22 protein-coding genes are annotated in these 24696 nt (G+C 58.7%); 21 read left to right on the top strand and 1 reads right to left on the bottom strand.

Annotated features, from left to right (window positions below):
* Nucleotides 1-29: 29 nt before the first annotated feature.
* A complete protein-coding gene (lysS, locus tag LNV07_RS09265) occupies nt 30-1553 on the bottom strand; it encodes a lysine--tRNA ligase (protein ID WP_263570884.1) in 1524 nt (507 codons plus the stop codon).
* A 95-nt stretch (nt 1554-1648) separates the two neighbouring features.
* Between lysS and LNV07_RS09260 the strand changes: the two genes are divergently transcribed.
* From LNV07_RS09260 to LNV07_RS09160, 21 genes are all read left to right on the top strand, one after another.
* Nucleotides 1649-2707, top strand: coding sequence for a Gfo/Idh/MocA family protein (locus LNV07_RS09260; protein ID WP_263570883.1), 1059 nt, complete (start codon nt 1649-1651; stop codon nt 2705-2707).
* A 2-nt stretch (nt 2708-2709) separates the two neighbouring features.
* A complete protein-coding gene (locus LNV07_RS09255) occupies nt 2710-3297 on the top strand; it encodes an acyltransferase (protein WP_263571262.1) in 588 nt (195 codons plus the stop codon).
* 5 nt (nt 3298-3302) lie between these two features.
* Nucleotides 3303-4400 (top strand): DegT/DnrJ/EryC1/StrS family aminotransferase, encoded by a 1098-nt coding sequence (locus LNV07_RS09250; RefSeq protein ID WP_263571261.1) that lies wholly within the window; start codon nt 3303-3305, stop codon nt 4398-4400.
* A gap of 23 nt (nt 4401-4423) precedes the next feature.
* A complete protein-coding gene (locus tag LNV07_RS09245) occupies nt 4424-5671 on the top strand; it encodes a lipopolysaccharide biosynthesis protein (protein WP_263570882.1) in 1248 nt (415 codons plus the stop codon).
* Nucleotides 5652-6239 (top strand): acyltransferase, encoded by a 588-nt coding sequence (locus LNV07_RS09240; protein WP_263570881.1) that lies wholly within the window; start codon nt 5652-5654, stop codon nt 6237-6239. The genes LNV07_RS09245 and LNV07_RS09240 overlap by 20 nt, the downstream gene beginning before the upstream one ends.
* Nucleotides 6236-7348: a glycosyltransferase gene (locus LNV07_RS09235; RefSeq protein WP_263570880.1), complete on the top strand. Its 1113-nt coding sequence runs from the start codon at nt 6236-6238 to the stop codon at nt 7346-7348. Before LNV07_RS09240 ends, LNV07_RS09235 begins: the two co-directional genes overlap by 4 nt.
* Nucleotides 7345-8574: a glycosyltransferase family 4 protein gene (locus LNV07_RS09230; RefSeq protein ID WP_263570879.1), complete on the top strand. Its 1230-nt coding sequence runs from the start codon at nt 7345-7347 to the stop codon at nt 8572-8574. Before LNV07_RS09235 ends, LNV07_RS09230 begins: the two co-directional genes overlap by 4 nt.
* Nucleotides 8571-9272: a class I SAM-dependent methyltransferase gene (locus LNV07_RS09225; RefSeq protein ID WP_263570878.1), complete on the top strand. Its 702-nt coding sequence runs from the start codon at nt 8571-8573 to the stop codon at nt 9270-9272. Before LNV07_RS09230 ends, LNV07_RS09225 begins: the two co-directional genes overlap by 4 nt.
* Entirely contained in the window at nt 9269-10438 is a 1170-nt protein-coding gene (locus tag LNV07_RS09220) for a DegT/DnrJ/EryC1/StrS family aminotransferase (protein ID WP_263570877.1), read from the top strand. Before LNV07_RS09225 ends, LNV07_RS09220 begins: the two co-directional genes overlap by 4 nt.
* A gap of 4 nt (nt 10439-10442) precedes the next feature.
* Complete coding sequence (locus LNV07_RS25435) at nt 10443-11936, top strand: sugar transferase (protein WP_318013706.1); 1494 nt, start codon at nt 10443-10445, stop codon at nt 11934-11936.
* A gap of 523 nt (nt 11937-12459) precedes the next feature.
* Complete coding sequence (locus tag LNV07_RS09210; protein ID WP_263570876.1) at nt 12460-14604, top strand: polysaccharide biosynthesis/export family protein; 2145 nt, start codon at nt 12460-12462, stop codon at nt 14602-14604.
* Nucleotides 14605-14608: 4 nt separating this feature from the next.
* The gene (locus LNV07_RS09205; protein ID WP_263570875.1) at nt 14609-15796 is read left to right on the top strand and encodes a GNVR domain-containing protein; all 1188 of its coding nucleotides are present in this window, start codon (nt 14609-14611) and stop codon (nt 15794-15796) included.
* A 503-nt stretch (nt 15797-16299) separates the two neighbouring features.
* Nucleotides 16300-17622 (top strand): UDP-glucose dehydrogenase family protein, encoded by a 1323-nt coding sequence (locus LNV07_RS09200; protein ID WP_263570874.1) that lies wholly within the window; start codon nt 16300-16302, stop codon nt 17620-17622.
* Nucleotides 17619-18677, top strand: coding sequence for a Gfo/Idh/MocA family protein (locus tag LNV07_RS09195; RefSeq protein WP_263570873.1), 1059 nt, complete (start codon nt 17619-17621; stop codon nt 18675-18677). Before LNV07_RS09200 ends, LNV07_RS09195 begins: the two co-directional genes overlap by 4 nt.
* Before the next feature lies 1 nt (nt 18678).
* The gene (locus tag LNV07_RS09190; RefSeq protein ID WP_263570872.1) at nt 18679-19179 is read left to right on the top strand and encodes an acyltransferase; all 501 of its coding nucleotides are present in this window, start codon (nt 18679-18681) and stop codon (nt 19177-19179) included.
* Nucleotides 19166-20341, top strand: coding sequence for a DegT/DnrJ/EryC1/StrS family aminotransferase (locus LNV07_RS09185; RefSeq protein WP_263570871.1), 1176 nt, complete (start codon nt 19166-19168; stop codon nt 20339-20341). The genes LNV07_RS09190 and LNV07_RS09185 overlap by 14 nt, the downstream gene beginning before the upstream one ends.
* A 51-nt stretch (nt 20342-20392) precedes the next feature.
* A complete protein-coding gene (locus tag LNV07_RS09180; RefSeq protein ID WP_263570870.1) occupies nt 20393-20719 on the top strand; it encodes a hypothetical protein in 327 nt (108 codons plus the stop codon).
* A 50-nt stretch (nt 20720-20769) separates the two neighbouring features.
* Complete coding sequence (hisH, locus tag LNV07_RS09175; protein WP_263570869.1) at nt 20770-21384, top strand: imidazole glycerol phosphate synthase subunit HisH; 615 nt, start codon at nt 20770-20772, stop codon at nt 21382-21384.
* 2 nt (nt 21385-21386) lie between these two features.
* Nucleotides 21387-22154, top strand: coding sequence for an AglZ/HisF2 family acetamidino modification protein (locus LNV07_RS09170; RefSeq protein WP_263570868.1), 768 nt, complete (start codon nt 21387-21389; stop codon nt 22152-22154).
* Nucleotides 22155-22157: 3 nt separating this feature from the next.
* Nucleotides 22158-23300, top strand: a complete 1143-nt coding sequence (locus LNV07_RS09165; RefSeq protein ID WP_318013705.1) for an N-acetyl sugar amidotransferase — start codon at nt 22158-22160, stop codon at nt 23298-23300.
* Between the two features lie 43 nt (nt 23301-23343).
* Entirely contained in the window at nt 23344-24612 is a 1269-nt protein-coding gene (locus LNV07_RS09160; RefSeq protein WP_263570866.1) for an oligosaccharide flippase family protein, read from the top strand.
* Nucleotides 24613-24696 lie beyond the last annotated feature (84 nt).

Below are 24696 nucleotides of genomic sequence, written 5' to 3'. Positions count from 1 at the left end.
ATCGAAAAATCGGGCCGCCTTCGCTTTGTTTACGCTTCTCGGCGCAGCGCCGGGAACAGAATCACATCGCGGATCGATGGGCTGTCGGTGATCAACATCATCAGCCGGTCGATGCCGATGCCGCAGCCGCCGGCCGGTGGCATGCCGTATTCCAGCGCGCGGATGAAGTCGGCATCGAAGAACATCGCCTCTTCGTCGCCGGCATCCTTGTTCGAGACCTGCGCATGGAAGCGCGCCGCCTGGTCCTCGGCGTCGTTGAGCTCGGAGAAGCCGTTCGCGTATTCGCGGCCGGTGATGAAGAGCTCGAAGCGGTCGGTGATCTTGGGGTTGGCGTCCGAGGCGCGCGCCAGCGGCGACACCTCGACGGGGTAGTCGATGATGAAGGTCGGGTGCCAGAGCTTTTCTTCCACCACCGCCTCGAACATGCCGAATTGCAGCTCGGGCAGATTCCAGTGCTTGGGCGCGGCTTCGCCCAAGGCGGCCAGGCGCTCGCGCAGAACCAGCGCGTTATCGGCTTCGTCCGGCGTCAAGCCGGCATGCTCAACCAGCGAGTTGCGCACCGACAGGCGGGCAAAAGGCTTGTCCAGATCAACCGGCTTGCCGGCATAGTGAATAGCCGCCGAGCCGGTGGCCGCGCGGGCAGCGTGGCGCAAGACCTCTTCGGTGAAGTCCATCAGCTCATGGTGGGTCCAGTAGGCCGCGTAAAACTCCATCATCGTGAATTCGGGGTTATGCCGAACCGAGATGCCTTCGTTACGGAAGTTGCGGTTGATCTCGAACACGCGCTCGAAGCCACCGACCAGCAATCGCTTCAGATACAGCTCGGGCGCGATGCGCAGGAACATTTCCTGATCGAGCGCGTTGTGATGCGTGATGAAGGGCTTGGCGTTGGCGCCACCGGGGATCGGGTGCAGCATCGGCGTCTCGACTTCCAGGAAGTCATGCTCGACCATATAGCTGCGGATCGAGGACACCGCCTTGGAGCGGGCCACAAAGCGGGCGCGTGCGGCTTCGTCGGTGATCAGGTCGACATAGCGCTGGCGGTACTTTTGCTCCTGGTCGACCATGCCGTGGAACTTGTCCGGCAGCGGCCGCAAGCTCTTGGTCAGCAGGCGCAGATTGGTCACGCGCACCGACAACTCGCCGGTCTTGGTGCGGAACAGCGTGCCCTCGGCGCCGAGGATGTCGCCCAGATCCAGATGCTTGAAGGCGGCGTAGTTTTCTTCGCCGATGCCGTCCTTGGTGATGAAGAGCTGCAGGCGGCCGGTGGCGTCTTGCAGCGTTCCAAAACTCGCCTTGCCCATCACCCGCTTGAGCATCAAACGGCCCGCGACCGACACCGCCACGGCTTGCGGTTCCAGCTCTTCGTTCTCCAGATTGCCATAGCGCTGGCTCAAGGGCAGCGCGCGGTGCTGGGGTTTGAAGTCGTTCGGAAAGGGGACCGGATTGACGGCACGCAGCGCGGCGAGCTTCTCGCGGCGCTCGGTGATGAGTTGGTTCTCGTCGATGGCGACGGGACTGTGGTGCGGGGCGGCGGGGGTGTGCTGGGTCATCTGGAGGGCGTCAACTGATTGAATTTGCCGCGATTTTAGACGGGCCGCTGGCTTGCCCCCCGTAGAATCTGGCGCTTCTCTCTTTTTGGCCTGCCATGAGCCCCAGTTTGCCCATCGTCGATCGCGCTATCCGTTTCGCCTTGGTGGGCTGTGGGCGTATTTCGAAAAACCATATCGAAGCGATCAAAGCACATGGCGCCGATGCCGAGTTGGTGGCGGTCTGCGACACCAAAGCCGAGGCCTTGGCGGCAGCGGTGGCTTTGAGCGGCGCGGCGGGTTTCCCCTCGCTGGAGGCGCTGCTGGCGGGCAGCGATGCCGACATCGTTGTGCTCGCCACACCCAGCGGCCTGCACCCACAGCAAGCGCAGCTGGTGGCCGCTAGCGGCCGCCATGTGCTGAGCGAAAAGCCGATGGCGACCAAGCTCGACGAAGGCATTGCGATGGTGCAGGCCTGCCGCGACGCCGGTGTGAAGCTCTTCGTGGTCAAGCAAAATCGGCTCAACGCGACGGTGCAAAAGGTGCGCGAGGCGATCCAGCAAGGCCGCTTCGGGCGCATTTTCCTGAGCACCGTCAATGTGTTCTGGACCAGGCCGCAGTCCTATTACGACGCCTCGCCCTGGCGCGGCCGCTGGGATCTGGACGGCGGCGCCTTCATGAATCAGGCCAGCCACTATGTCGATCTGCTCGACTGGTTAATTGGCCCGGTCGACAGCGTGCATGCCTATACCGCCACGCTGGACCGCGACATCGAGGCCGAGGATACCGGCGTGATGAGCGTGCGCCTGCGCCACGGCGGCCTGGCCTCGATCAATGTGACGATGCTGACCTATCCGCAGAACCTGGAAGGCTCGATCACCATCCTGGGCGAAAAAGGCACGGTCAAGATCGGCGGCACGGCGGTCAACAAGATCGAGCATTGGCAATTCGCCGACGAGCGGCCCGAAGATGCTTTGGTGCTGAGCGCTAACTACGAATCCACCAGCGTCTATGGCTTTGGCCATCCGCTTTACTACGATAACGTCATCAAGACGCTGCGCGGCGAGGCCAACGCACAGGTGGACGGTTATGAGGGTCTGCGCTCGCTGGAGATTCTGATCGCCGCCTATCGCAGCGCTCGCGACGGCCAGCGCGTCGGCCTACCCTTGGTGTTCTGATGATGAGCTATTGGCAGCATGAATCAGCCATCGTCGACGCGGGCGCTCAACTCGGCGAAGGCACAAAGGTCTGGCATTTCGCCCATATCAGCGCCGGTGCGCGCATTGGCGAGCGCTGCGCGCTGGGGCAGGGCGTCTATGTCGGCAACGACGTGTTGATTGGCAACAACGTGCGTGTGCAGAACAATGTCTCGGTCTATGACGCGGTGACGCTGGAGGACGATGTTTTTTGCGGCCCCAGCATGGTGTTCACCAATGTCTACAACCCGCGCGCGGCCGTGGCGCGCAAGAACGAATACCGCCGCACCTTGGTGAAACAGGGCGCGACGCTGGGTGCCAACTGCACCATCGTCTGTGGTCACGAGATTGGTCGTTATGCCTTCGTTGGCGCCGGCGCGGTGGTGCAAAAGGATCTGCCTGATTTCGCGCTGGTGGTCGGTGTGCCGGCCAAGCGCATCGGCTGGATGAGCCGTTTCGGCGAGAAGTTGTCTTTCGACGCCAGGGGCTTCGCCCAATGCCCGCATACCGGCGACCGTTATGAACTCCAGGGCGAGGTCTGTCGCCTCGTCGAAGAAGGAAACCTGTCTTGAGCGCATTGCCCTTTATCGACCTGAAGTCGCAGTACGCGGCCCTCAAGCCGCGTATCGATGCGCGCATACAGGCGGTGCTCGATCATGGCCAATACATCATGGGGCCCGAGGTCAAGGAGTTGGAATCGGCGCTGGCCGCCTATACCAGCGCCAAGCATTGCATCACCGTGTCCAGCGGCACCGAGGCGCTGTTGATCGCCTTGATGGCGCTCGATTTGAAGCCGGGGGACGAGGTCATCACCACGCCCTTCACCTTTGCCGCCACCGCCGAAGTCATTGTCTTGCTGGGCGGCGTGCCGGTGTTTGTCGACATCGAGCCCGATACCTGCAATATCGATACGGGCCTGATCGAGGCGGCCATAACGGCAAAAACACGCGCCATCATGCCGGTCAGCCTGTACGGGCAGGTCTGCGATATGGATGAGATCAACGCGATTGCGGCCCGTCGCGGCAATTTGCCCGTGATCGAGGACGCCGCGCAGAGTTTCGGGGCGACATACAAGGGCCGCAAGAGTTGTGCTCTCAGCACCTTCGGCGCCACCAGCTTTTTCCCCAGCAAGCCCTTGGGCTGCTATGGCGATGGCGGCGCACTGTTCACCGATGACGATGCGCTCGCGCAGGCCGCCCGCGAAATCCGCGTGCATGGCCAGAGCCAGCGCTACACCCATACCCGCTTGGGGGTGGGCGGCCGTATGGACACGCTGCAATGCGCGATCGTGCTGGCCAAGCTGGAGCGTTTCGAGTGGGAAATCGAGCGGCGGCTGGCGCTGGGAGCGCGCTACCAAGCGCTCATGCAGGGCTTGCCTGTGCAGCTGCTGGGCCTGCGCGCGGACCGAGATTGCGTCTGGGCCCAGTTCACCTTGCAGGTTGAAAGTCGCGAAGCCGTGCAACAAGCGCTCAATGCCGCCGGCATCCCGACCGCGATCCATTATCCGAAGCCGCTGCACCAGCAGCCGGCCTATGTGCAATATGGGCGGGGCAAGAGCTTCCCGAATGCCGAGCGCGCCGCGCAGCGCGTGATGAGCTTGCCCATGAGCCCCGACCTGAGCGAGGCGCAGCAGGCCAAGGTGCTTGCCGAGCTGGTTCGCGCTTTGCAGGTTTGAGCCAAGCCTGCCATGAGCCCGCCATGAGCCGGGGCCTGCTGCGGGCGACGCTGACCCTGCTGGCCGGCGGTGCGCTGGCGCAACTATTGCCCTTGCTGCTGGGGCCCTGGTTGACGCGCATCTACTCGCCGACCGAATTCGGCCAGTTCTCTTTTCTATGGGCCTTGGCCAGCAATGTGGCCGTGGTGGCCTGTGCTCGTTACGAATTCGCGCTGCCGATGGAGACCGATGCGGCTCGGGCGGCGGTGCTGATGGCGCTATGTGCCCGCTTGTTGTTGGCGGTCACGGCGGCATCGGCGGTGTTCGGCTTGATCTGGTGGGCGTGGCAAGACCTGGCCCTGGTTTGGCTGATGCCGCTGGTGGTGGGGAGCGCTGCCGCGACGCAATGGCTGACGATGTGGGCCACAAGCGCCCGGCGCTTTCAATGGCTGGCGCTGTCACGCGTCTTGCAATATGGCGGCGCTGCGCTGTTGCAATTGCTGTTCGGCCTGGCCGGCCTGGGCGCCCTGGGGCTGCTGCTGGGGCCGGTGCTGGCGGGTTTGGCTGCCGCGGCGCTGCTGGCCAGGCCGGCACCGCAGGGGGGCTGGGCGGGCCTGTGGCGCATACCGCGCTCGGCCATGGCCGCGATGGCGGCCAAGCACCGCGACTTCCCGCTGTTCAACACGCCGCATGCCTTTGCCGGCGCCATGCAAGACAGCCTGGCGATGTTGCTGATCGCCGCATGGACGGGTGACGCGGCGGCCGGGTTTTGGGCCTTGGCCCTGCGTTACTCGAAAGCCCCGGCCAGCCTGATCGGCGGCGCCTTGTCGCAGGTCTTGTATCCGCGCCTGGTCGCGGCGGTGAATGGCGCCGAGGCGCTGGCGCTGGTGCGGCGCACCATGGGCTTGCTCTTGCTGCTCGGGCTGGCCTTGATGCTGGCGCTGTTCGTCTGGGGGCCATGGGCTTTTGCCGCCTTGTTTGGCGAGCGCTGGCAAGAGGCGGGCGAAGTGGCGCGGGCCTTGTCACCCTATATTGCGCTGCATTTTGTGGCCTCGCCGCTGTCGGTGGCGATGATGGCTTGGGGCGCACAGGCCTGGGGCCTGCGGCTGGCCTTGGCCGGGCAGCTCTTGTTTGTGGCGGGGCTCGCCGGCGGCCTGGCTCTTGGTGGCTTGATCGGTGCAGCCTGGGGCGTGTCGGCCGCTATGCTGGGCTACTTTGTTTACTTCTTCTGGGCCTTGGCCCATTGGCAGGACTTCCCTTGTGCTGATGAACATGTTTCGGTCCCGGCTTAACCATTGGCGGCGCCGCCTGCTCTGGGCGACCGGCCTTCGCACCGTCTTTGGCGAGCGGGCGGCGGATGGGCGCGCCTTGCCCCATAGCCGTATCGCGCCGAGCACCTGCATCGAGGGCGAACGGGGCTTGAGCCTGGCCGATCATGTCTTCATTGGCCAGTTCAACTTCATTGATGCCACGGCCGGTCTGCAGATCGATGAGGGGGTGCAGATCACCAACTTCGTCAGCATCGTCACTCACAGCTCGCACCGCTCGATCAGATTGTTAGGGGGTCAATATGTCTCCCATGTCGGCGACCGGCCCGGCTTCGTCAAGGCGCCCATCCGCATCGGTGCCTATAGTTTTGTCGGGCCGCACAGCCTGATCGAGGCCGGCGCGGTGCTGGGCAAGGGTGTCGTGATCAGCGCCTACTCGCAGGTGCGCGGCGAGGTGCCTGACTTTGCCATCATGGCGGGTCAGCCGGCCCGGCAGATTGGCGATGTGCGGGCCGCCGATGCCCTGCTGCTGGCGGCGCACCCCTGGCTCGCCGTTCACTATGAAGCCTGGGCCAAGGAGTTGCCGCTGTGAATCCGTCAAGGCCTTTGAAGTTGGTCCTGATCGGCGACGGAGAAAGCCCGCATTTTCTCAAATGGGCGCGCGCGCTGGCGCAGTCGCCGGGGTTCGAGTTGTGGGCCGCTTCATCACGGGGGTTCACGCCGGAGTTTGAGGCGCTGGTGCCGGCCGCGCGACGCTATGCGATGAATACCAAGCCCGACCATGGCGGCGGCAATCTGGGTTTGTTCATGCAGTTGCCCGGCCTGGGCGCCTGGCTCAAGCGCGTCGATGCCGACTTCTTGCACGCCCATTACCTGACCTCGCATGGCACTTTGGCCTGGGCGGCGCGGCGCGGCTGGCGCCTGCGCGCGCGCATCATTGGCTCGGCCTGGGGCAGCGATATTCTGGTAACGCCGAATCTGGGTGTTGCCTATCGCTGGCTAACGACCCAAGTGCTCAGAGCCTGCGCGCTCTGCACCTCGGACTCGCAGCATATGACCGCACGCATGCAGGAGCTGGGCGCGGGCGAGGTGATGACTTTTCCCTTCGGTCTGGAAGCGATGCCCAAGGCCAATGTGCGCAAGCAGCCTTGGCTGTTTTTCGCCAATCGCGGCCTGGAGCCGATCTACCGGCCGCAACTCGTGATCGAGGCCTTTGCCGCGCTGGCCGCTCAGATCCCCGAGGCCAGCCTGGTGGTCGCCAATGATGGCTCGCTGCGTGCCGAGCTGGAGGTACTCACGCACAAGCTGGGCTTGGCCGAACGGGTGCAATTCGTCGGGCGCCTCGATACCAAGGCTCAGGCTCTGCATTACGCCCGTGCCCGTTGGTACATCAGCCTGCCGCAGAGTGATTCGGTGTCGGTGTCGGTGCTGGAGGCGATGGCCCATGCCTGTGCGCCACTCTTGTCCGATCTGCCGGCCAATCACGAACTGCTGTGCGAGGGCGCCGGGCGCGGACTGATTGTGGATGACCTGACCCTGGCCAATCTCCCCAAAATGCTTCCCGCGCGGGTCTTGGCGCTGGCCGAGCAAGCCGAGGCCGCCGGGGCGAACAATCGTGCCTGGGTCGCTCAGCATGGTCTGTTTGCGCCGGCCGTGCAGCGCTTCTTGCAAAAACTCAGACAGCTGGACATGCCGAATTGAAGATATTGCTGATCAACCATTACGCCGGCTCGCCGCAGCATGGCATGGAGTTTCGCCCCTACTACATGGCGCGCGAATGGCGGCGCGCCGGCCATCAGGTGCTGATCCTGGCGGCCTCGCATTCGCATGTGCGAAGCACGCAGCCGCAGGCCGGCGGGCAGACGATTGATGGCGTCTCCTATGTCTGGTACGGCACGCCTGCCTATGCCGGCAATGGCTTGGGGCGTGTGCGCAATATCTGGTCGTTTTGCCGTCAGGTCTGGCGCGATGCGGAGGCGCTGGCCGAGAACTTCCAACCCGATGTGGTGATTGCCTCCAGCACCTACCCGATGGACATCTGGCCGGCCCGTCGCATCGCCAAGCTGGCCAAGGCCAAGCTGGTCTACGAAGTGCATGATCTGTGGCCCTTGTCTCCGATCGAATTGAGCGGCATGTCGCCAAGGCACCCCTTCGCCATGCTGTGCCAAAAGGCCGAGAACGATGCCTACCGCGATGCCGATGCGGTGGTCTCGATGCTGCCCAAGGTGCACGAGCATATGGCCGCCCATGGGCTGGACTTGAACAAGCTGCATATCGTGCCCAATGGCATCACGTTGGATGAGTGGACGGGCCCGACGGAGGCCTTGAATGCCGATCTCGCGGCGCATCTGGCGCTGTTGCGGGCCAGCGGGCGGGTGGTGCTGGGCTATGCTGGCTCGCATGGCCTGCCGAACGCGCTGGATGTGTTGCTCGATGCGGCCAAGTTGTTGGCCGCCACGCCCGAGGGCAAGAAGATCGCCATCGTGATGGTCGGCGGCGGGCATGAGAAGGCCAGGCTGGCGGAGCGTGTGCGCAGCGAGGGCTTGAGCCAGGTGAGCCTGTTCGAGCCGATTCCCAAGGGTCAGATTCCGGCACTCTTGAATCGGTTTGATATTGCCTATATCGGCTGGCAGCGCACGCCCATCTATCGCTTCGGCATCGCGCCGAACAAGTTGATGGACTACATGATGGCCGAGCGGCCGGTGCTGCATTCGGTCGAGGCCGGCAATGACCCGGTGGCCGAAGCCGGCGCGGGGCTGACGGTGGCGCCCGAGGACGCGGCCGCGGTGGCGCAGGGCGCCTTGCAGCTGGCGGCCTTGAGTGCGCAAGCGCGCGCCGAGATGGGGCAGCGCGGGCGCGCCTTTGTGTTGGCGCATCACAGCTATCCGGTGTTGGCGGCCAAGTTTATTCAGGCTGTCGGTCAATGAAGCCAGAACAGCAGGAACTGGCCGCGATTGCCGAGCGTTATGGCCGGCGTTCTAGCGCCGCCATTGCCGACCGCTACAGCCTGCTGCGCTCGGAGGTCTGGCAGATGCTGCATGAACGCCAGCGCGCGCTGCTGCGGCTATTGGCCAAGCGCTCGGGCAGGCCCGCCGACTGGCGCTTGACCGAAGTCGGCTGTGGCGCCGGCGGCAATTTGCTGGAGATGTTGCGCATCGGCTTCCTATCCACCCATCTCAGCGGCATCGAGCTCTTGCCCGAGCGGTATGCGCAAGCGCGCGAGTTGCTGCCCGCCTCGCTTGCGCTGACGCTGGGCAATGCCGCCGACGCCGACATTGCGCCCGGCAGTCAAGACCTTGTGCTGCAATCGACGGTGTTCTCGTCGATTTTGTCGGACGAGGTGCAAGCAGCCCTGGCGGGATCGATGTGGCGCTGGCTCAAACCGGGCGGCGCCATCCTTTGGTATGACTTCATCGTCGACAATCCGCGTAACCCGGATGTGCGCGGCGTGCCGCTGGGGCGTGTGCGGGAGTTATTCCCGGGCGCTCGAATCAAATGGCAACGCGTCACGCTCGCGCCGCCCTTGGCCCGCATCGTCTGCCGCTTGCATCCAAGCGCTTATTCCCTGTTCAACAGCATTCCCTGGCTGCGCACCCATGTGCTGGCCGTGATCGAAAAACCATGAGTGATTTGCCGTTTTTACCTTTTGCCCTGCCCGAAATCGGCGAGGACGAAATCAACGAGGTGGTCGACACCTTGCGCTCCGGCTGGGTCACCACCGGGCCCAAGGCCAAGCGTTTCGAGCAGGATTTCGCCGCCTTTCTCGGCGAACCTCAAATCGAATGCATTGCCGTCAACTCAGCCACGGCCGGCCTGCATCTGGCGCTGGAAGCCTGCGGCATCGGCCCCGGCGATGAAGTCATCACGACCACCCACACCTTCACCGCCACCGCCGAGGTGGTGCGTTACCTCGGCGCCGATGTAGTCTTGGTCGACATCGACCCGGCCACCCTCAATATCGACCCGAAGCTGGTTGAAGCCGCGATCACGCCGCGCACCAAATGCATCATCCCGGTCCATTACGCCGGCCTGGCGGTGGACATGATTGCCATCCTCGACATCGCCCGCAAGCATGGCCTGCGCGTGGTGGAGGACGCAGCCCACGCTTTGCCGACGACGCTGGAGCGCGAGCTGATCGGCACTATGGGCAGCGATGCGACGGTGTTCAGCTTCTATGCCAACAAGACCATGACCACCGGCGAGGGCGGCATGCTGGTGACGCGCAATGCCGAGCTGGCCAAGCGCGCGCGGGTGATGCGATTGCACGGTATGAGTCGTGACGCCTTTGACCGCTTTACGTCCAAGGTGCCGAGCTGGTATTACGAGATCGTGGCACCGGGCTTTAAATACAACCTGACCGATATTGCGGCGGCGATGGGGATTCATCAGCTGCGTCGGGTGCGGGCATTTCAAGCTAGGCGCGCCGAATTGGCCCAACGCTATTTGGAAGTTCTGGCCGAACTGCCTGTAGTCTTGCCTCCGCAGGCTCCGGAAGGCGATATGCATTCCTGGCATTTGTTTGTCATCCAGCTCAAGGATAGCGCCGGCCTGGGTCGTGATGCTTTTGTGCAGAAGCTCTATGAGGCGGGGATAGGGTGCAGCGTGCATTACGTTCCCCTACATTTGCACCCCTATTGGCGCGACCGCTATCAGCTGCGCGTGGAACAGTTCCCGCATAGCCAATATGCGTTTGAACGCATGGTCAGCCTGCCAATCTATTCCTTGATGACCGTCGCCGATGTCGACCGGGTGGCTGCGGCGATACGAAGGGCTCTGGGTTTTTCGCAGTGACGCCATGTTGAAGCGTTGTTTCGATATTTGCTTGGCGATTGTTGGGCTCTTGCTGCTCGCCCCCTTGTTCGTGTTGATTGCCCTCAGCATCAAGCTAGATTCGCCCGGCCCGGTATTTTTCCGGCAGCAGCGGGTCGGGCGCTATGGCAAGCTGTTTGACATCTACAAGTTCAGAACCATGACGGTTGCCGCCCCAAGCGCTGCTGGTTTGCAACTCACGGTGGCAGGCGATGCCCGCATCACGACCGTGGGTGCCTTTTTGCGACGGAGCAAGCTTGACGAGTTGGCCCAGTTGTTCGACGTGCTGCGCGGCACCATGAGCTTTGTGGGGCCGAGGCCGGAGGTGCCTCGCTACGTTGAGCACTACCCACCGCAATGGCGCGACCGCTTGCTCAGCGTTAGGCCCGGCATCACGGACTTCGCCTCGGTACGATACCGAGATGAAAGTGACTTGCTGGCGCAAACAAGTGATCCGGAGCGGGAATACATTGAAACGATATTGCCAATCAAGCTGCAATATGCGTTGCGCTATGTGGACGCCCCAAGTTTGAGCACCGATTTGCGGGTCATAGGTTTAACGTTACGCACGGTTTTTGTACCGAACTTGTCCATGCCGAGGAGTTTCGATTTCATGAACAACCCCAAACTGTGGGCCTGGCTGGATCAGGCGATGTCGGCCTTACGGCCCAGCAATCGACGCGTGGCGGTTTTGGTTGACGCCCTGCTGATCTTGGCCTGCTGGCATATCACTTACCTGTTCCGTTTGGGTTTCGAGCGCTGGCAACCCGGCCGCCCTTGGTATGACGACTATGTGTCCTTCGGGGTGGTGGTGGTCTACCTGCTTTGCATGCTGTTTGCGGGCGTGCCCCGCAGCCCTTGGCGATTCTTTGCCTTTGATGATTTCAGGAGAATCGTTGTGGCCAGCCTGGCTGCGGGCTTGATCAGTGCAGTCGCTATCTTGCTGGCCCAGTTGGTCGGGGTTTGGCGGGCAGTTCTGGTGCTCCACCCCTTCTTTTGTATTTTTGCGCTCGCGGGCACGCGCATGGTCTATCGCTTGGTTTGGGAGCAAGCGCGGGCCCGGACGAGCGGTGAATCCTATGAGCCGCGGCGCGCCATCGTGCTTGGTGCAGGTTATGCCGCCAGGCGACTGATGACATCGCTTCATGGGCACGATGGCTGGACGGTATTGGCTCTGTTGGATGACGACCCGGCCAAGCAGGAGTTGAGAATCGCTGGCGTCAGGGTGCAGGGGAAATTGCCCGACTTGTGCCTCCCGCACATTCTGGCTGGCGCAACCCATGTCATCTTGGCCATGCCTGGGCTCGGGGCTGAGCAGCGGGAGGGGCTGGTCTTGATGGCAAGGCAGACGGGCTTGATCGTGATGACGGTGTCGGCGCAGATGGGCTTGAGCGAGGAGACGAATGATGCTGCGCAGCAAAAATTCGAAGATGGATCAGCAGATCAAAGGGGCGTGAAGGATTTGTTTCGAAACTCTTGAGGTCGCCATAGCCGAATCCGTTGTTGATGGAGCCATAGACTGATGCGGGATAGGTGAAATTGCTACCTTATACTTCGCGCCTATTAAGCTGTTATGCCCATTGATTCGACTTAAGTGAACAGGGCAGATGAGGGTTCGCTTGAGCATTCCCTCGGTATTGCGGGGCCGCATGGAGTCTGCGCAGTAGATTCATAACCGTAAATTTCAAAAAATATCCATGTTGAAGTCATCTCGCGTACGTGCAATTCTGGCTGCGTTGCCCATTGTGTTCAGCCTGGCCTCGCAGGCGCAGACGAGCGGTTCAGCAGCGGCAGCCTCACCCGTCGTTTTGGGGGCGGCACCCGCAGGTGTCAATCCGAGCTTAGGGGGCGTGCCGGCGGGTGCCGGTGCGAGGTCCCGTGCGGCCTTAGGCCTTGGTGCAGACGCGGCTGTCAATGCCAATATGGGCCAGCGCCCAGGCACTGGGCCCATGTCAGAAGCGACGATTGAGGCGCCACAAACAAACACGGCGGACAGGGCTGGCGTGCGAACCAAGAAAGAACGGGCGCGCGCGGACTCCGACCGTGCCGAAGACGGCGCTGAAGAAGGACGCCGCAAGCTGCCGGCTCGCATAGTTCAACCGAGCCAGTTTCAGCGATTTGTGCAAGAGTCCACAGGACAGTTGCTGCCCATCTTTGGCCGCGAGTTGTTTGAATCGCCGCAAACCTACGCAGCGGATAGCGCAATACCCGCCCCCGACAGCTATGTCTTGGGCAGCGGAGATGAAATTCAACTCAAAGTCTGGGGTCCGGTGGACTTCAGTCTCGATCTGACGATTGACCGCAACGGTCAAGTCAACTTGCCCAAAGTCGGCGTGGTGCAACTTGGCGGCGTGATGCTGCGGGATCTTGACAAGACACTCAGTCGGCATTTGGCCAAGGTGTATGCCAACTTCAATGCCAGCGCCACACTGGGGCGTTTGCGCGGTATTCAAATCTATGTGGTGGGTCATGCGCTGCAACCCGGCAGCTACCATGTCTCCAGCTTGAGCACCTTGGTCAACGCCTTGTTCGTCAGCGGCGGCCCCACGGCCGGCGGCTCGATGCGCAACATCTCGCTCAAGCGCAATGGCAAGACGATCAGCACGATCGACTTGTACGACTTCATCGCGCGCGGCGACAAGTCCAAGGACTTGGCTCTGCTGTCGGGTGACGTCATCGTGATTCCGCCGGTCGGGCCCCGCGTTGCCGTCACAGGCGCGATTGATCAAGCCGCGATATTTGAGCTGAAGCCCTCGGCCACAACCGTGGCCGACATCTTGTCGCTGGGCGGCGGCGTGCCAACACTAGCGACCGTCAACAAGGCCTTGTTGGAGCGCATCGTGCGCGACAGCAATCCGCCAAGGCAGGTCCAGGAGATCGTGCTGAATGAGCCGGGGCTGCGCCAGAACCTTCGGGATGGTGATGTGTTGGTCCTGTTTGGCATCAGCCCCGCATTCGCCAATGCCGTGACCTTGCAAGGCGCTGTGGCGGCCCCATTGCGATACAACTGGTTTGAAGGCATGAGGGTGCTCGACTTGATTCCTGACCGGGAAGCATTGATCACCGGGGACTATTTCCGGCGCAAGAATTTATTGGTGCAAAACGAGCGAGCGACCTCGGCTGCAGGCCTTGATCTGAGCAAGCGGATCCGGGCTGCGGATGACCAAATTAACTGGGATTACGCGGTCATCGAGCGAATGGACAAGAACACCTTGACCACGGCATTGATCCCATTCAATTTAGGTAAGGCTGTGTTGCAAAAAGACCCTGCACATAACCTGCCGCTGCAAGTCGGGGATGTGATCACTGTCTTGAATCAGAGCGATTTGCGAGTACCTCAAGAGCGGCAAGCACGCTTGGTGCGATTAGAAGGCGAAGTAGTTGCCCCTGGGGTCTATCAAGCCAACCCTGGTGAAACCTTGCCCGATTTGATTCAACGTATAGGCGGCTTGACGCCGCAAGCCTATCTGTTTGGCTCCGAGTTCCGTCGCGAATCGGTACGGGCCAAGCAGCAAGCTGGTTTGGATACCTTGATCCGACGTCTGGAGGCGCAAGGCCAAGCGCAGGCCAACAGTCTAGTCGCCAATCGAGGGACGGACGCGGCGGGTCTGGCGCTGGCGCAGCAGCAGCAGCAGCAGCAGCAGCTCCAATTGAAAGCCCAGGTGGAGCGGCTCAAAGACTTCAAGAGCAATGGTCGAATGACGCTTGAATTGGATACCCAATCGAAGAGCTTGGCTGCGCTGCCGGCTCTGCCGCTCGAAGACGGGGACGCCTTTTACATCCCCTCCGTTCCTGGTTTTGTCTCGGCCTTTGGTGCGGTTCACAACGAAAACCTTTTCTTGTTCAAGCAGGGCAAAACCGTCGCGGACGTTTTGAAGTCAGCAGGCTTGACGGAAGAGGCCGATCTCGATCAAGCCTTTGTTTTGCGAGCCGACGGCAGTGTGATGGCTAGGCGCGATCAAAGCAGTCTGTTAGGTGGCGGGTTCGAGGCACGGCAACTCATGCCCGGCGATACGGTCGTCGTGCCAAGCAAGATTGACCGTGAAAGCACTTATAGCGTCATCACTCGCGGCGTCAAAGACTGGACGCAGATTCTTGCCAATTTTGGCTTAAGCGTTGCGGCGCTCAAATCAATTAAATCGCTGTGAAGTCATGACTGAAAAAACCATCCAGACCATGACCGAAAGCACCCTTCACGATGAAGACAGTCCGGACACCAGCCTTCTCGACTTGCTGCAAATAGTCGTCGACAACCTGCGCTTGCTGGTGTTGGGCCCGTTGGCCGCCGGCCTGCTTGCCTTAGGCATCACTTTCACTATTCCCCCCACCTTTACCGCGACCACCAAGTTCATGCCTCCGCAGCAGCAAAGTAGCGGCGAGGCGGTCCTGCTGAAGAGCCTAGGTGCCCTCGGTGGCTTGGCCGGTTCTGCAGCCGGTATCAAAAACCCCAATGACCAATTTATTGGTTTTTTGAAATCCAACTCGGTTCAAGATGCCTTGATCGTCCGTTTCCAATTGATGGGGCGCTACGAGGCGAGACTCAAAGAGCAGGCTCGTAAGGCACTTGAAAGCAGAACAAAAATTGAAGCTGGAAAAGATGGCTTCATTACGGTGGCGGTGGACGATGGAGATCCCGTTGTTGCAGCGCAACTTGCCAATGCTTATGTGGAAGAGATGGGCAATTTGCTGAAGCGCATGACCATCACTGAAGCTCAGCACCGACGGATATTCTTTGAAGCGCAGCTTACCCAAACCAAAGAAAAGTTAACTCAAGCAGAGCAGGCGTTGAAGGCGAGCGGCATCAATAGTTCGGTGCTCAAATCCTCCGGTGCCGTTGTGTCTGCCGTGGCTCAATTGCAAGCCCAAATTACTGTTCAGGAAACTAAACTCGTTACCATGCGTGGCTTTCTGTCGGAATCGGCACCGGAATACAAGCAGGGGCAAACCGAACTCGCGGCACTGCGCGGTCAATTGGTGAAACTAAATAAGTCTACCGGAGCCCCCGGCCCTTCTGACGCCGACTATCTTGGGTTGCTCCGTAATGTAAAATATCAAGAGGTACTTTTCGATATTTTGGCCAGGCAGTATGAGTCAGCAAAAGTTGACGAGGCCCGTGAGAATGTTGTTAATCAAATTGTTGACTATGCAGAGCCTCCAGAGCGCAAGAGCAAGCCCAAGAAGGCTTTGATTGCTACGTTGGTCATGGTGACAACTTCCATGTTCTTGCTGCTGTTCGTTTTTGCACGCAGCGCCCTGCACGGATTTGTCAAAAAGCCTGCAGCTGTAGAACAAATTGCTCGATTGCGATTTGCGTTTGCACGAGCACTGGGCCGAAGCTGATGGACTGCGTTCAGATGTGGGTGGTCTCAATTCCTATCCTGACTCCGGCCTTGAGTCCTGTTGCATGCAATGTAACTGCGTACCTGCCGGGTCTCGAGTGATCATGTCACCATTCGCAGTCGAACTTTATTCAGACCATGTCATGTGCGGTGAAGGGCGCTGCGCTTTGTGGGGCAGTGCCCCGAAGTGCCTAACTATGGGGCGCTGTAGTCGGCGAAGCTTAAAGCGATTGGGCAGGCGGTGCGACGTGGCATCGCCGCTCTGGCCTCGAGTGAGTTCCGGGACGATAGCATTCTGCTGGACTACCCTGCCTACCGAAGTCGAAGCCCTGCTTGGCGATCCGACCAAAGCCAATGAGAAGCTTGGCTGTATGCCCCCGCCACGTTTGGCGAATTGGTCGAGGCCGACTACACCTCGGATCGGCACCACAACTTTGTCAAGATGGCAGGCTTCAAGGCTTACGACTACAACGAATAGATACTCATGTAGGGAGGAATAGTTTTATGAAAGTAACAGTTATTGGAAGTGGGTATGTTGGGCTCGTCACCGGAGCATGTTTGGCGGACATTGGTAACGACGTACTTTGCCTTGACATTGATATCGAGAAAATAGCCGCTCTGAAAGCCGGTGAAATTTCAATTTATGAGCCCGGCTTGAGTGACATGGTGCGCATTAATGTGGCGGCTGGCCGGATGCGGTTTACGACTGATGTGGAATTGGCCGTTCAACACGGTCACTTGCAATTCATTGCAGTTGGAACACCCCGCGGTGAAGATGGCTCGGCGGACCTCCAGTATGTACTATCAGCTGCCCGTGCCATCGGTGAAATGATGAATGACGCGCGCATCGTCGTGAACAAGAGTACCGTACCTGTCGGTACTGCGGCCAAGGTCTCTCAAATAATCAAGGATACTTTGAGTGGCAGAGGTTTAGACTTGGATTTCGCTGTAGTATCGAATCCTGAGTTTCTAAAGGAGGGCGCGGCGATAGAAGATTTCATGCGCCCAGATCGAATCGTTATCGGCTCGGAGGATACAGCTGCCACCGATACGTTGAAACGCCTCTACGCACCTTTCGAGCGCAACCATACCAAACTAATGTTGATGGATTCGCGCTCTGCCGAAATGACGAAGTATGCAGCAAATGCGATGCTCGCCACTCGTATCAGCTTCATGAATGAACTGGCCATGCTGGCCGAGAAAGTTGGTGCAGATATTGATCAAGTACGTCGCGGCATAGGCGCAGATCCACGCATCGGTACACATTTTCTTTACCCTGGTTGCGGGTACGGTGGTTCTTGCTTTCCAAAAGATGTCCAAGCCTTAATAAGAATCGGAGCGGACCACCAAGTCCCACTCCGAGTGCTTGGCGCTGTCGAAGCAGCGAACGAGGCACAGAAGCATGTGCTTGCCGCGAAAATATCAGAGCGATTTGGTGAAAATTTGGTGGGTCGGCATTTCGCAATATGGGGGCTGGCATTCAAGCCCAATACTGACGATATGCGCGAAGCTTCCAGTCTCGTGCTAATTCGCTATTTGCTCAATGCCGGAGCAACCATATCCGCTTACGACCCAGCAGCGTCGCAAGAGGCCCGTCGAGTTATCAGTATTTCTGAAGCGATGCAATTCTCTGACAACGCGATGCGGGCTCTGGAAGGTGCCCACGCGTTAGTGCTTGTAACGGAATGGAAAGAGTTCCGAAGTGCAGACCTTGATGCGATTACGTCAAAGCTCTTGACCCCGATCGTTTTCGACGGACGCAATATTTTTGACCCTACTCAAGCCAGAGAAGCAGGCCTTGAATATTTTTGTATTGGAAGACCATGATTCGTATCGCTATCATCGGCTGCGGCCGCATTGCCAAGCGTCACGCTGAATTGCTCGGCACCGGCCAGATTGTCGGCGCCTGCCTCGCGGCGGTTTGCGATATTGAGCCTCAACGACTGAAGGCGTTCTCTGAACGCTTCGGCGTTCCTGGATTCAACAGTATCAACGGCATGCTGGCGATGAAGGACATTGACGCAGTAGCGGTGCTTACGCCCAGCGGCATGCATGCCGAGCACGCCATCATGGTGGCCAATGCCGGAAAGCATGTCATCGTCGAGAAGCCAATGGCGCTACGGCTTGAAGATGCAGACGCGATGATTGCGGCAGCCGAACGCAACAAGGTGCATCTGCTGGTGGTAAAGCAGAATCGCTTCAACGTGCCGGTGGTCAAGGCCCGTGAGGCGTTGGACAGCGGCCGTTTCGGCCAACTCGTGCTCGGCACGGTGCGGGTTCGCTGGTGTCGGGACCAAAGCTATTACGCTCAAGACGCATGGCGCGGCACTTGGGCTCAAGACGGCGGCGTTATTGCAAACCAGGCCAGCCATCACGTGGACATGTTGGGCTGGTTCATGGGCCCCGTCGAGAGCATCCACGCTCGCGGGGTGCGGGCGCTAGTGGACATCGAGGCCGAAGACACGGCAGTCGCAACGATCAAGTTCCGTAGCGGCGCAGTGGGAATAGTCGAAGCGACCAATGCCACCCGGCCAAAGGACCTTGAGGGATCGTTGTCCGTACTCGGATCCGGCGGCACCGTGGAGATCGGCGGATTCGCCGTTAACAAGATACGCCACTGGAATTTCGTGGATTCCAAGCCCGAGGACAGCGAGGTCATGGACCGCTTTTCGGTCAATCCACCCAATGTCTATGGCTTCGGCCACCAAGCGTATTACGAACATGTCGTCGCGGTACTCGAAGGACGAGAGCAAGCTCTGGTGGACGGACACGAAGGCCGCGTCAGTCTGGAATTGGTAGCCGCGCTCTACGAGTCGATGGCCAGTGGTCGGGAAGTCGAGTTGCCCCTGAAGACAGTGCACAGCAAACTGGGAATGTGCTGATATGGACGCTAAACCCGCGGTGCTGAACGCGGCAATCCGGGACGTTCGTTGCGGAAGTGGTGTGAAGATTGTTGCACCAGCCAACGTCTACGAGTGCGAACTCGGCGACCAATGCTTCGTGGGCCCGTTTGTCGAGATACAGAAGGGTGTCACCGTCGGTGCGCGTACGCGCATCCAATCGCATAGTTTCATTTGCGAGTTGGTCGCCATCGGCGAGGACTGCTTCATTGGCCACGGCGTCATGTTCATCAATGACGTGTTTGCCGTTGGCTGTCCTGCGCGTGGCCGCCAGGAACTCTGGCGGTCAACCAATATCGGCGACCGGGTGTCGATCGGCTCCAACGCGACGATCATGCCCGTGCGCATTTGCGATGACGTCGTTATTGGTGCCGGTGCCGTCGTGACCCGCGACATTTCAGAATCTGGCTTCTACGTCGGAAATCCGGCGCGCCTCCTGCGCCCCATGCATTCAGAGGACCCACCCAACCATGGCAATCAATGACGTTTACGTGCCCTTCTCGGATCTACACGCGCAGTACCTGACGATCAAGACGGACATTGACGAAGCAATCGCCGAGGTCATCCGCACGTCGGCCTTCATTCGTGGTCCTTTCGTAGAGCGCTTCGAGTCAGCCTTCGCCGAACTGATGAACGCGCAGCACTGCGTGTCCTGCGCTAACGGTACGGACTCGCTCTATATCGCGATGCACGCGCTCGGCGTCAAGGCGGGAGACGAGGTCATCGCCCCAGCGCACTCCTGGATCTCCACGACCGAGACGATTTCTCAGTTGGGCGCGAAGGTCGTTTTTTGCGACACCGACCCGGACACCCATACGATCGACCCGACCAAGATCTCCGCGCTGATCACCCCGCGTACCGTGGGCATCGTGCCGGTGCACCTCTTCGGCCAACCAGCAGACATGGACTCCATCATGGCCCTGGCCCGGCCAAACGGTCTTTGGGTGCTCGAGGACTGCGCTCAAGCTCACCTAGCTCGCTACAAGGGCCAATTGGTCGGCACCTTCGGCGATGCTGCGTCGTTTTCGTTCTACCCCGGCAAGAACCTCGGCGCGATGGGCGATGCAGGTGCCGTCACGACCAATGATGCCGATCTGGCGCGGCGCATGGCCATGTTCGCACGCCACGGCGGCCTGACCAAGGGCGATCACCAGATCGAAGGCATCAACAGCCGACTGGATGGTCTGCAGGCCGCCATCCTATCGGTCAAGTTACGTCATTTGACCCATTGGACCCACGCCCGCCAGCAACTGGCTGCGGTGTATCAGGAGCGCCTTGCGGGCATTGCCGGCGTTCGACTCCCGGTGGTCGCGCAAGGCCGGGAGCCGGTCTGGCATCTGTACGTAATCCGGCACGAGCGCCGCGACGCGCTGGCCGCGCACCTGAAGTCCAGGGGCATCCAGACTGTGGTGAACTACCCAGTCGCGCTGCCGTTCCTGCCGTGCTACAAGTCTCTAAGTCACCAGCCGTCGGACTTCCCGAACGCACACCACGACCAGAGCCGCATCTTGTCGCTGCCGATCTTCCCAGAAATGACCCATGAGCAGATAGAGTACGTCGCCTCGTCAATTGCTGCATTCGGGAACGGCACCTTGAACACGAAGGAAGCTCATGGTGATTGCATGATGCCGAGTGGCAATTTTTGAATTAGACGTGACCGCAAATGGGCGGCGCATGGTAAGCGACAGAAGCTGTCGTTGAACACAGAACAACAAGCAGCCGCACTGAGATTTTTGAGGTGTTTTGCGGCGCTGGAGGATCCGCGTGGTCGCTACTGCCCCTCCCTCTTGGACGAGTACATGAGCTTCAGCGAGGACAATTGCCGCATTCGCAGCGGTGACAGTCAGCAGAAGGTTGAAATCCTGCGGCGCATTGCATCGAACTTGATTAAGCAGGACAAGTCCAGCAAAGCAGTTTCGGAATCAAACGAATGGAAGTTGCCAAGAGTGTCGCGTCCCGTGAAACCCTGTTCTCCATGCAGCATTGTTGAGGTATCCATGATTAATTTACGGTACAGGAACTAAGCCTGCTATTTAGCAGAAATATTTGTGCAATCGCCCTGAATGGAAGCTTAATGATCTCAATCGTCTCATACGGGTCGGGGAACATCAATTCGATCGCTAATATGTTTCGCGCGCTCGGACAGGAAACTGAATTTGTAGATTGCCCTACGGGTGTGTTAGCAGCACGCAAACTAGTGCTTCCAGGAGTTGGGTCCTTCGATTACGGAATGACTCAGTTGCAAGCAGCTGGGCTGACTGGAGCGCTAGCTGAAGCTGCCCTGAAAAATCGAGTTCCAATACTCGGCATTTGCTTGGGCATGCAACTTATGTGTTGTAGAAGTGAGGAAGGCAATCGGCTCGGACTTGGTTGGGTAGACGCCGATGTCCGCAAGTTCCAGATCCCTTCTGACCAACCAAATCTTAAAGTGCCACATATGGGGTGGAACACGATCAAACTAACTCGAGAAGATCGAGTGGTTTCTCTCGACGATGTGCGTCAGCGTTACTACTTCGTCCATTCTTACTATGTGCATTGCCGGGAACCGAACGACATAGTAGCGACATCTAACCATGGTCATGAATTCGTTGCGGCATTTAGTCACGGCAATCTTTACGGGGTTCAATTCCATCCCGAGAAGAGTCACAGGTACGGAATGGCGCTGATGAAGCGTTTTGGCGATCTTTGATCATGCTACGAAAACGCATTATTCCCTGTTTACTGCTGCGCCGCGGCGGTTTGGTCAAAACACGAAATTTTAAAAATCCGAAGTACGTAGGCGATCCGATTAATGCGATTCGCATCTTCAATGAGAAAGAGGTCGACGAGTTGATCGTGCTCGACATTGATGCGAGTAGGGATGGTAGAGGTCCCGATTACACCCTGATCGAACAGTTCGCGGCTGAGTGCTTTATGCCTTTGTGCTACGGTGGAGGGATTAGAACCGTCGAACAGGCCCGGCGACTATTCGCACTCGGTGTCGAGAAGGTTAGCATCCAAACTGGTGCATTAGCTGAACTTGATTTGGTCAGTAATCTTGCAAAGCAGTTCGGTAACCAAAGCGTGGTTGCTTCTATTGATATCAAGACCGACTGGCTCGGGCGCCGTCGGCTCTATTCAGCTTCAGCAGGAAAATACCATACCTGCAGTTGGCAAGATTACGTTGCGCGCGTAGTGCGGGCAGGCGCAGGCGAGATACTCATAAACTCCGTTGATCGTGACGGAGAAATGGCTGGGATGGACCTCAAACTAATTCGGGACATCGCCCAACAAGTCGAGGTGCCTGTTATTGCTTCTGGTGGTGTTGGCAAACTTGCGGATATCGCGAACGGCCTCCGTAGTGGTGCCTGTGCAGTGGCCGCAGGTGCCTTTTTTGTCTACCATGGACCACATAGGGCCGTGCTCATAACTTATCCAAGTTCGGACGAAATTGATGCCGTTCTTGGGGAGGGCTCATAAATAATGATGAAATCTTACCGTATTTGCACCCGCTGTGTGATGGATACCAGCGTAAGCGATATCCGCTTCGATTCCTGTGGCCTGTGCAACTATTGCACAGAGTTTTCCCTGAGTGTTGGGAAACTCCTTGCTCGGCCGCCGGAAGCTCAGCAATTCGCATTAGATGCGTTTATCGCGAACGTTAAATCGCAAGGGCGCGGAAAGCCTTACGATTGCATTGTCGGTGTCTCTGGGGGGCTCGACAGTTCATGGACTCTAGTTCAGGCTAAGCGGCTCGGGTTACGCCCTCTCGCCGTCCATATGGACAATGGCTGGAACTCGGAATTAGCCCAGAGCAACATCGAAAACTTGGTTAAGAAACTTGATGTAGACTTGTATACTCATGTTATTGACTGGTCCGAGTACCGTGGGTTGATGCAAACGTTTTTTGACGCCGACGTAATTGACGTGGAATTGCTATACGACAATGCTATGTTGGCGGTTAATTATGAGCAGGCTGTTTCGCGTAAAGTAAAGTACATTCTGGCCGGTACAAACCAAGCCACAGAGGGGTTACGGATTCCCTCTGACTGGAATTGGTTCAAGTTTGATGCGAGGAATATCCGAGGCATCTCAAAGCGCTTTGATGGCCCGAAGCTGACGACTTTCCCGGCTATAGGAGCTTTTAGGAACTTCTGGTACCAGACTGTACAGCGGTATCGTTGGGTGTCCTTCCTAGACTACTTGGACTATACCAAGGCCTCCGCATTGGTCGACCTGCAACTGAATTTCAATTACAAGCCCTACCCCTACAAGCACTACGAGTCGGTGTTCACTCGTTTCTATCAAGGCTACATTCTTCCTCAGAAGTTTGGCGTGGACAAGCGTCGAGTCCACCTCAGCGCACTAGTCGTCAGTGGTCAAATGGGGCGCAACGAGGCGCTTGCCATGATTGAACAAATACCTTATCCCACTCTTCTGGAGCTGGAGGCTGACAAAGCCTATTTCCTAAAAAAGATGGGTTGGACATCGACGAATTTGCAGGAATATCTTGCTCGACCAACGCAGCCGCACTCACTTTATCCCTCAGAAAGGGAGGCATGGAATCGCTTCATGATGTTCTATGGGCAATTCAGGCGCCTTGCTGGTTTGTCTGTTGGGGGTTAGAACGTTATGAGCGTTAAATCCCAATGCGGTATCTGATCTTCTTTTGAGCAAGCTAGGCTTTTTCTTGCGTGGTCGCCTTGGAGCCGCCTCACTTCTGTTAACCGGGTCGATGGCTGCCCAGGCGATTAGCCTACTCGTCAGCCCGGTTCTCACGCGTATTTACGCGGCGGACGAATGGGGCTCATACGCGCTTTACACATCGGCGATTGCGGTGCTGGCCTTGCTTTCCTCCGCCCGTTACGACTCCGCCGTAATTACTCCGCGCAGCGACGCCATTGCACGGGCCCTAGTTGCTTTGGTAGTTCTGATCTCTCTTGCTGTGCTTCCTATTGGTGCTGCCCTGCTCATTGGCTGGTCACAAATTGCGCCAGGCGTGTTAGGTGAGCAGTTTGGTCGTCCGTGGTTGTGGGTGTTGCCATTGGGAGTATTCCTTACCGCGGTGCAAACGGGCTATACCGTTTACTTGCTTCGCAATGCGCGATATGGCGACATTGCCGCTGCTCGTATAGCCGGATCATTGATTTCCGCCGCGCTATCGGTAGCCTTCGGCTGGCTGCACTTTGGGGTTTGGGGCTTGTTGCTCTCCTCTTTGGCTGCGCTCTTTATCGTAGCGACCATGACGTGGGCCATGTCCGGCCTGCCGTTGTGGCCACGTGTATCACGACGCCGATTGGTGGTGGTCGCCAAGAGGTATATTAACTATCCGCGCGTCGATCTTCCCTCTTCGTTAATCGGAGTCTTGGGTAGTCAACTGCCTACGCTGCTTCTCGGCGCATGTTTTGGTTCCTCATTCTTGGGCTTCTACGTCCTCGTCGATCGTGTCTTGCTCGCACCGCTGAATACAGTTGGGGGCGCTATAGGGTCTGTATTTCGAGTTAGGGCTACGAAACTTGCCGCTACAACAGGTGGATTCAGTCAGGAATATTCGAGCACTTTTTTCCTGCTACTAGTTCCCGCAACCGGAATTTTTGTGCCAATGATGATCTTTGGCGAGGCTATTTTCATGACGATCTTCGGTGCCCAGTGGAGTACAGCGGGTCAAATCGCGGAAGCCCTCTCGCCGCTGTACTTCATACGACTGCTCGCCTCGCCGCTCTCCTCGAGTCTTTACGTGCGGAACCGTATGAAGATCGACTTAATCGGGCAGCTGATGTTCGCTGCATCGTCGCTGGCGTCGATGGTGATTGGTTGGTCGCTCGGTGATCCGTGGGTGGCATTGAGACTGATCGTTGTTATCAATAGCTCCATCTATGCCATGTACCTCGCTTATGGCTGGAGGATCGCGTTGGTTGAGTCCTCGCGCGGATATTGAATAACAGAATTTCTTTTCCATACTGAGCTGCAACGCCGCAACCGCAAAATTAAATGTACTTCATCAACACTAATTGAGTTCAAT

The organism is Roseateles oligotrophus, assembly GCF_025717515.1.
Classification (GTDB): Bacteria; Pseudomonadota; Gammaproteobacteria; order Burkholderiales; family Burkholderiaceae_C; genus Paucibacter_A; species Paucibacter_A oligotrophus.
The sequence above is the reverse complement of the archived record's forward strand: the minus strand, read 5'-3'. Positions and strand labels throughout refer to the sequence as shown.

Excerpts from the sequence above, each read along its gene's own strand:
- lysS (WP_263570884.1), bottom strand. The coding sequence starts at position 1,553 with ATGACCCAGCACACCCCCGCCGCCCCGCACCACAGTCCCGTCGCCATC.
- LNV07_RS09260 (WP_263570883.1), top strand. The coding sequence starts at position 1,649 with ATGAGCCCCAGTTTGCCCATCGTCGATCGCGCTATCCGTTTCGCCTTG.
- LNV07_RS09255 (WP_263571262.1), top strand. The coding sequence starts at position 2,710 with ATGAGCTATTGGCAGCATGAATCAGCCATCGTCGACGCGGGCGCTCAA.
- LNV07_RS09245 (WP_263570882.1), top strand. The coding sequence starts at position 4,424 with ATGAGCCGGGGCCTGCTGCGGGCGACGCTGACCCTGCTGGCCGGCGGT.
- LNV07_RS09240 (WP_263570881.1), top strand. The coding sequence starts at position 5,652 with ATGTTTCGGTCCCGGCTTAACCATTGGCGGCGCCGCCTGCTCTGGGCG.
- LNV07_RS09225 (WP_263570878.1), top strand. The coding sequence starts at position 8,571 with ATGAAGCCAGAACAGCAGGAACTGGCCGCGATTGCCGAGCGTTATGGC.
- LNV07_RS09220 (WP_263570877.1), top strand. The coding sequence starts at position 9,269 with ATGAGTGATTTGCCGTTTTTACCTTTTGCCCTGCCCGAAATCGGCGAG.
- LNV07_RS25435 (WP_318013706.1), top strand. The coding sequence starts at position 10,443 with ATGTTGAAGCGTTGTTTCGATATTTGCTTGGCGATTGTTGGGCTCTTG.
- LNV07_RS09205 (WP_263570875.1), top strand. The coding sequence starts at position 14,609 with ATGACTGAAAAAACCATCCAGACCATGACCGAAAGCACCCTTCACGAT.
- LNV07_RS09200 (WP_263570874.1), top strand. The coding sequence starts at position 16,300 with ATGAAAGTAACAGTTATTGGAAGTGGGTATGTTGGGCTCGTCACCGGA.
- LNV07_RS09195 (WP_263570873.1), top strand. The coding sequence starts at position 17,619 with ATGATTCGTATCGCTATCATCGGCTGCGGCCGCATTGCCAAGCGTCAC.
- LNV07_RS09190 (WP_263570872.1), top strand. The coding sequence starts at position 18,679 with ATGGACGCTAAACCCGCGGTGCTGAACGCGGCAATCCGGGACGTTCGT.
- LNV07_RS09185 (WP_263570871.1), top strand. The coding sequence starts at position 19,166 with ATGGCAATCAATGACGTTTACGTGCCCTTCTCGGATCTACACGCGCAG.
- hisH (WP_263570869.1), top strand. The coding sequence starts at position 20,770 with ATGATCTCAATCGTCTCATACGGGTCGGGGAACATCAATTCGATCGCT.
- LNV07_RS09170 (WP_263570868.1), top strand. The coding sequence starts at position 21,387 with ATGCTACGAAAACGCATTATTCCCTGTTTACTGCTGCGCCGCGGCGGT.
- LNV07_RS09165 (WP_318013705.1), top strand. The coding sequence starts at position 22,158 with ATGATGAAATCTTACCGTATTTGCACCCGCTGTGTGATGGATACCAGC.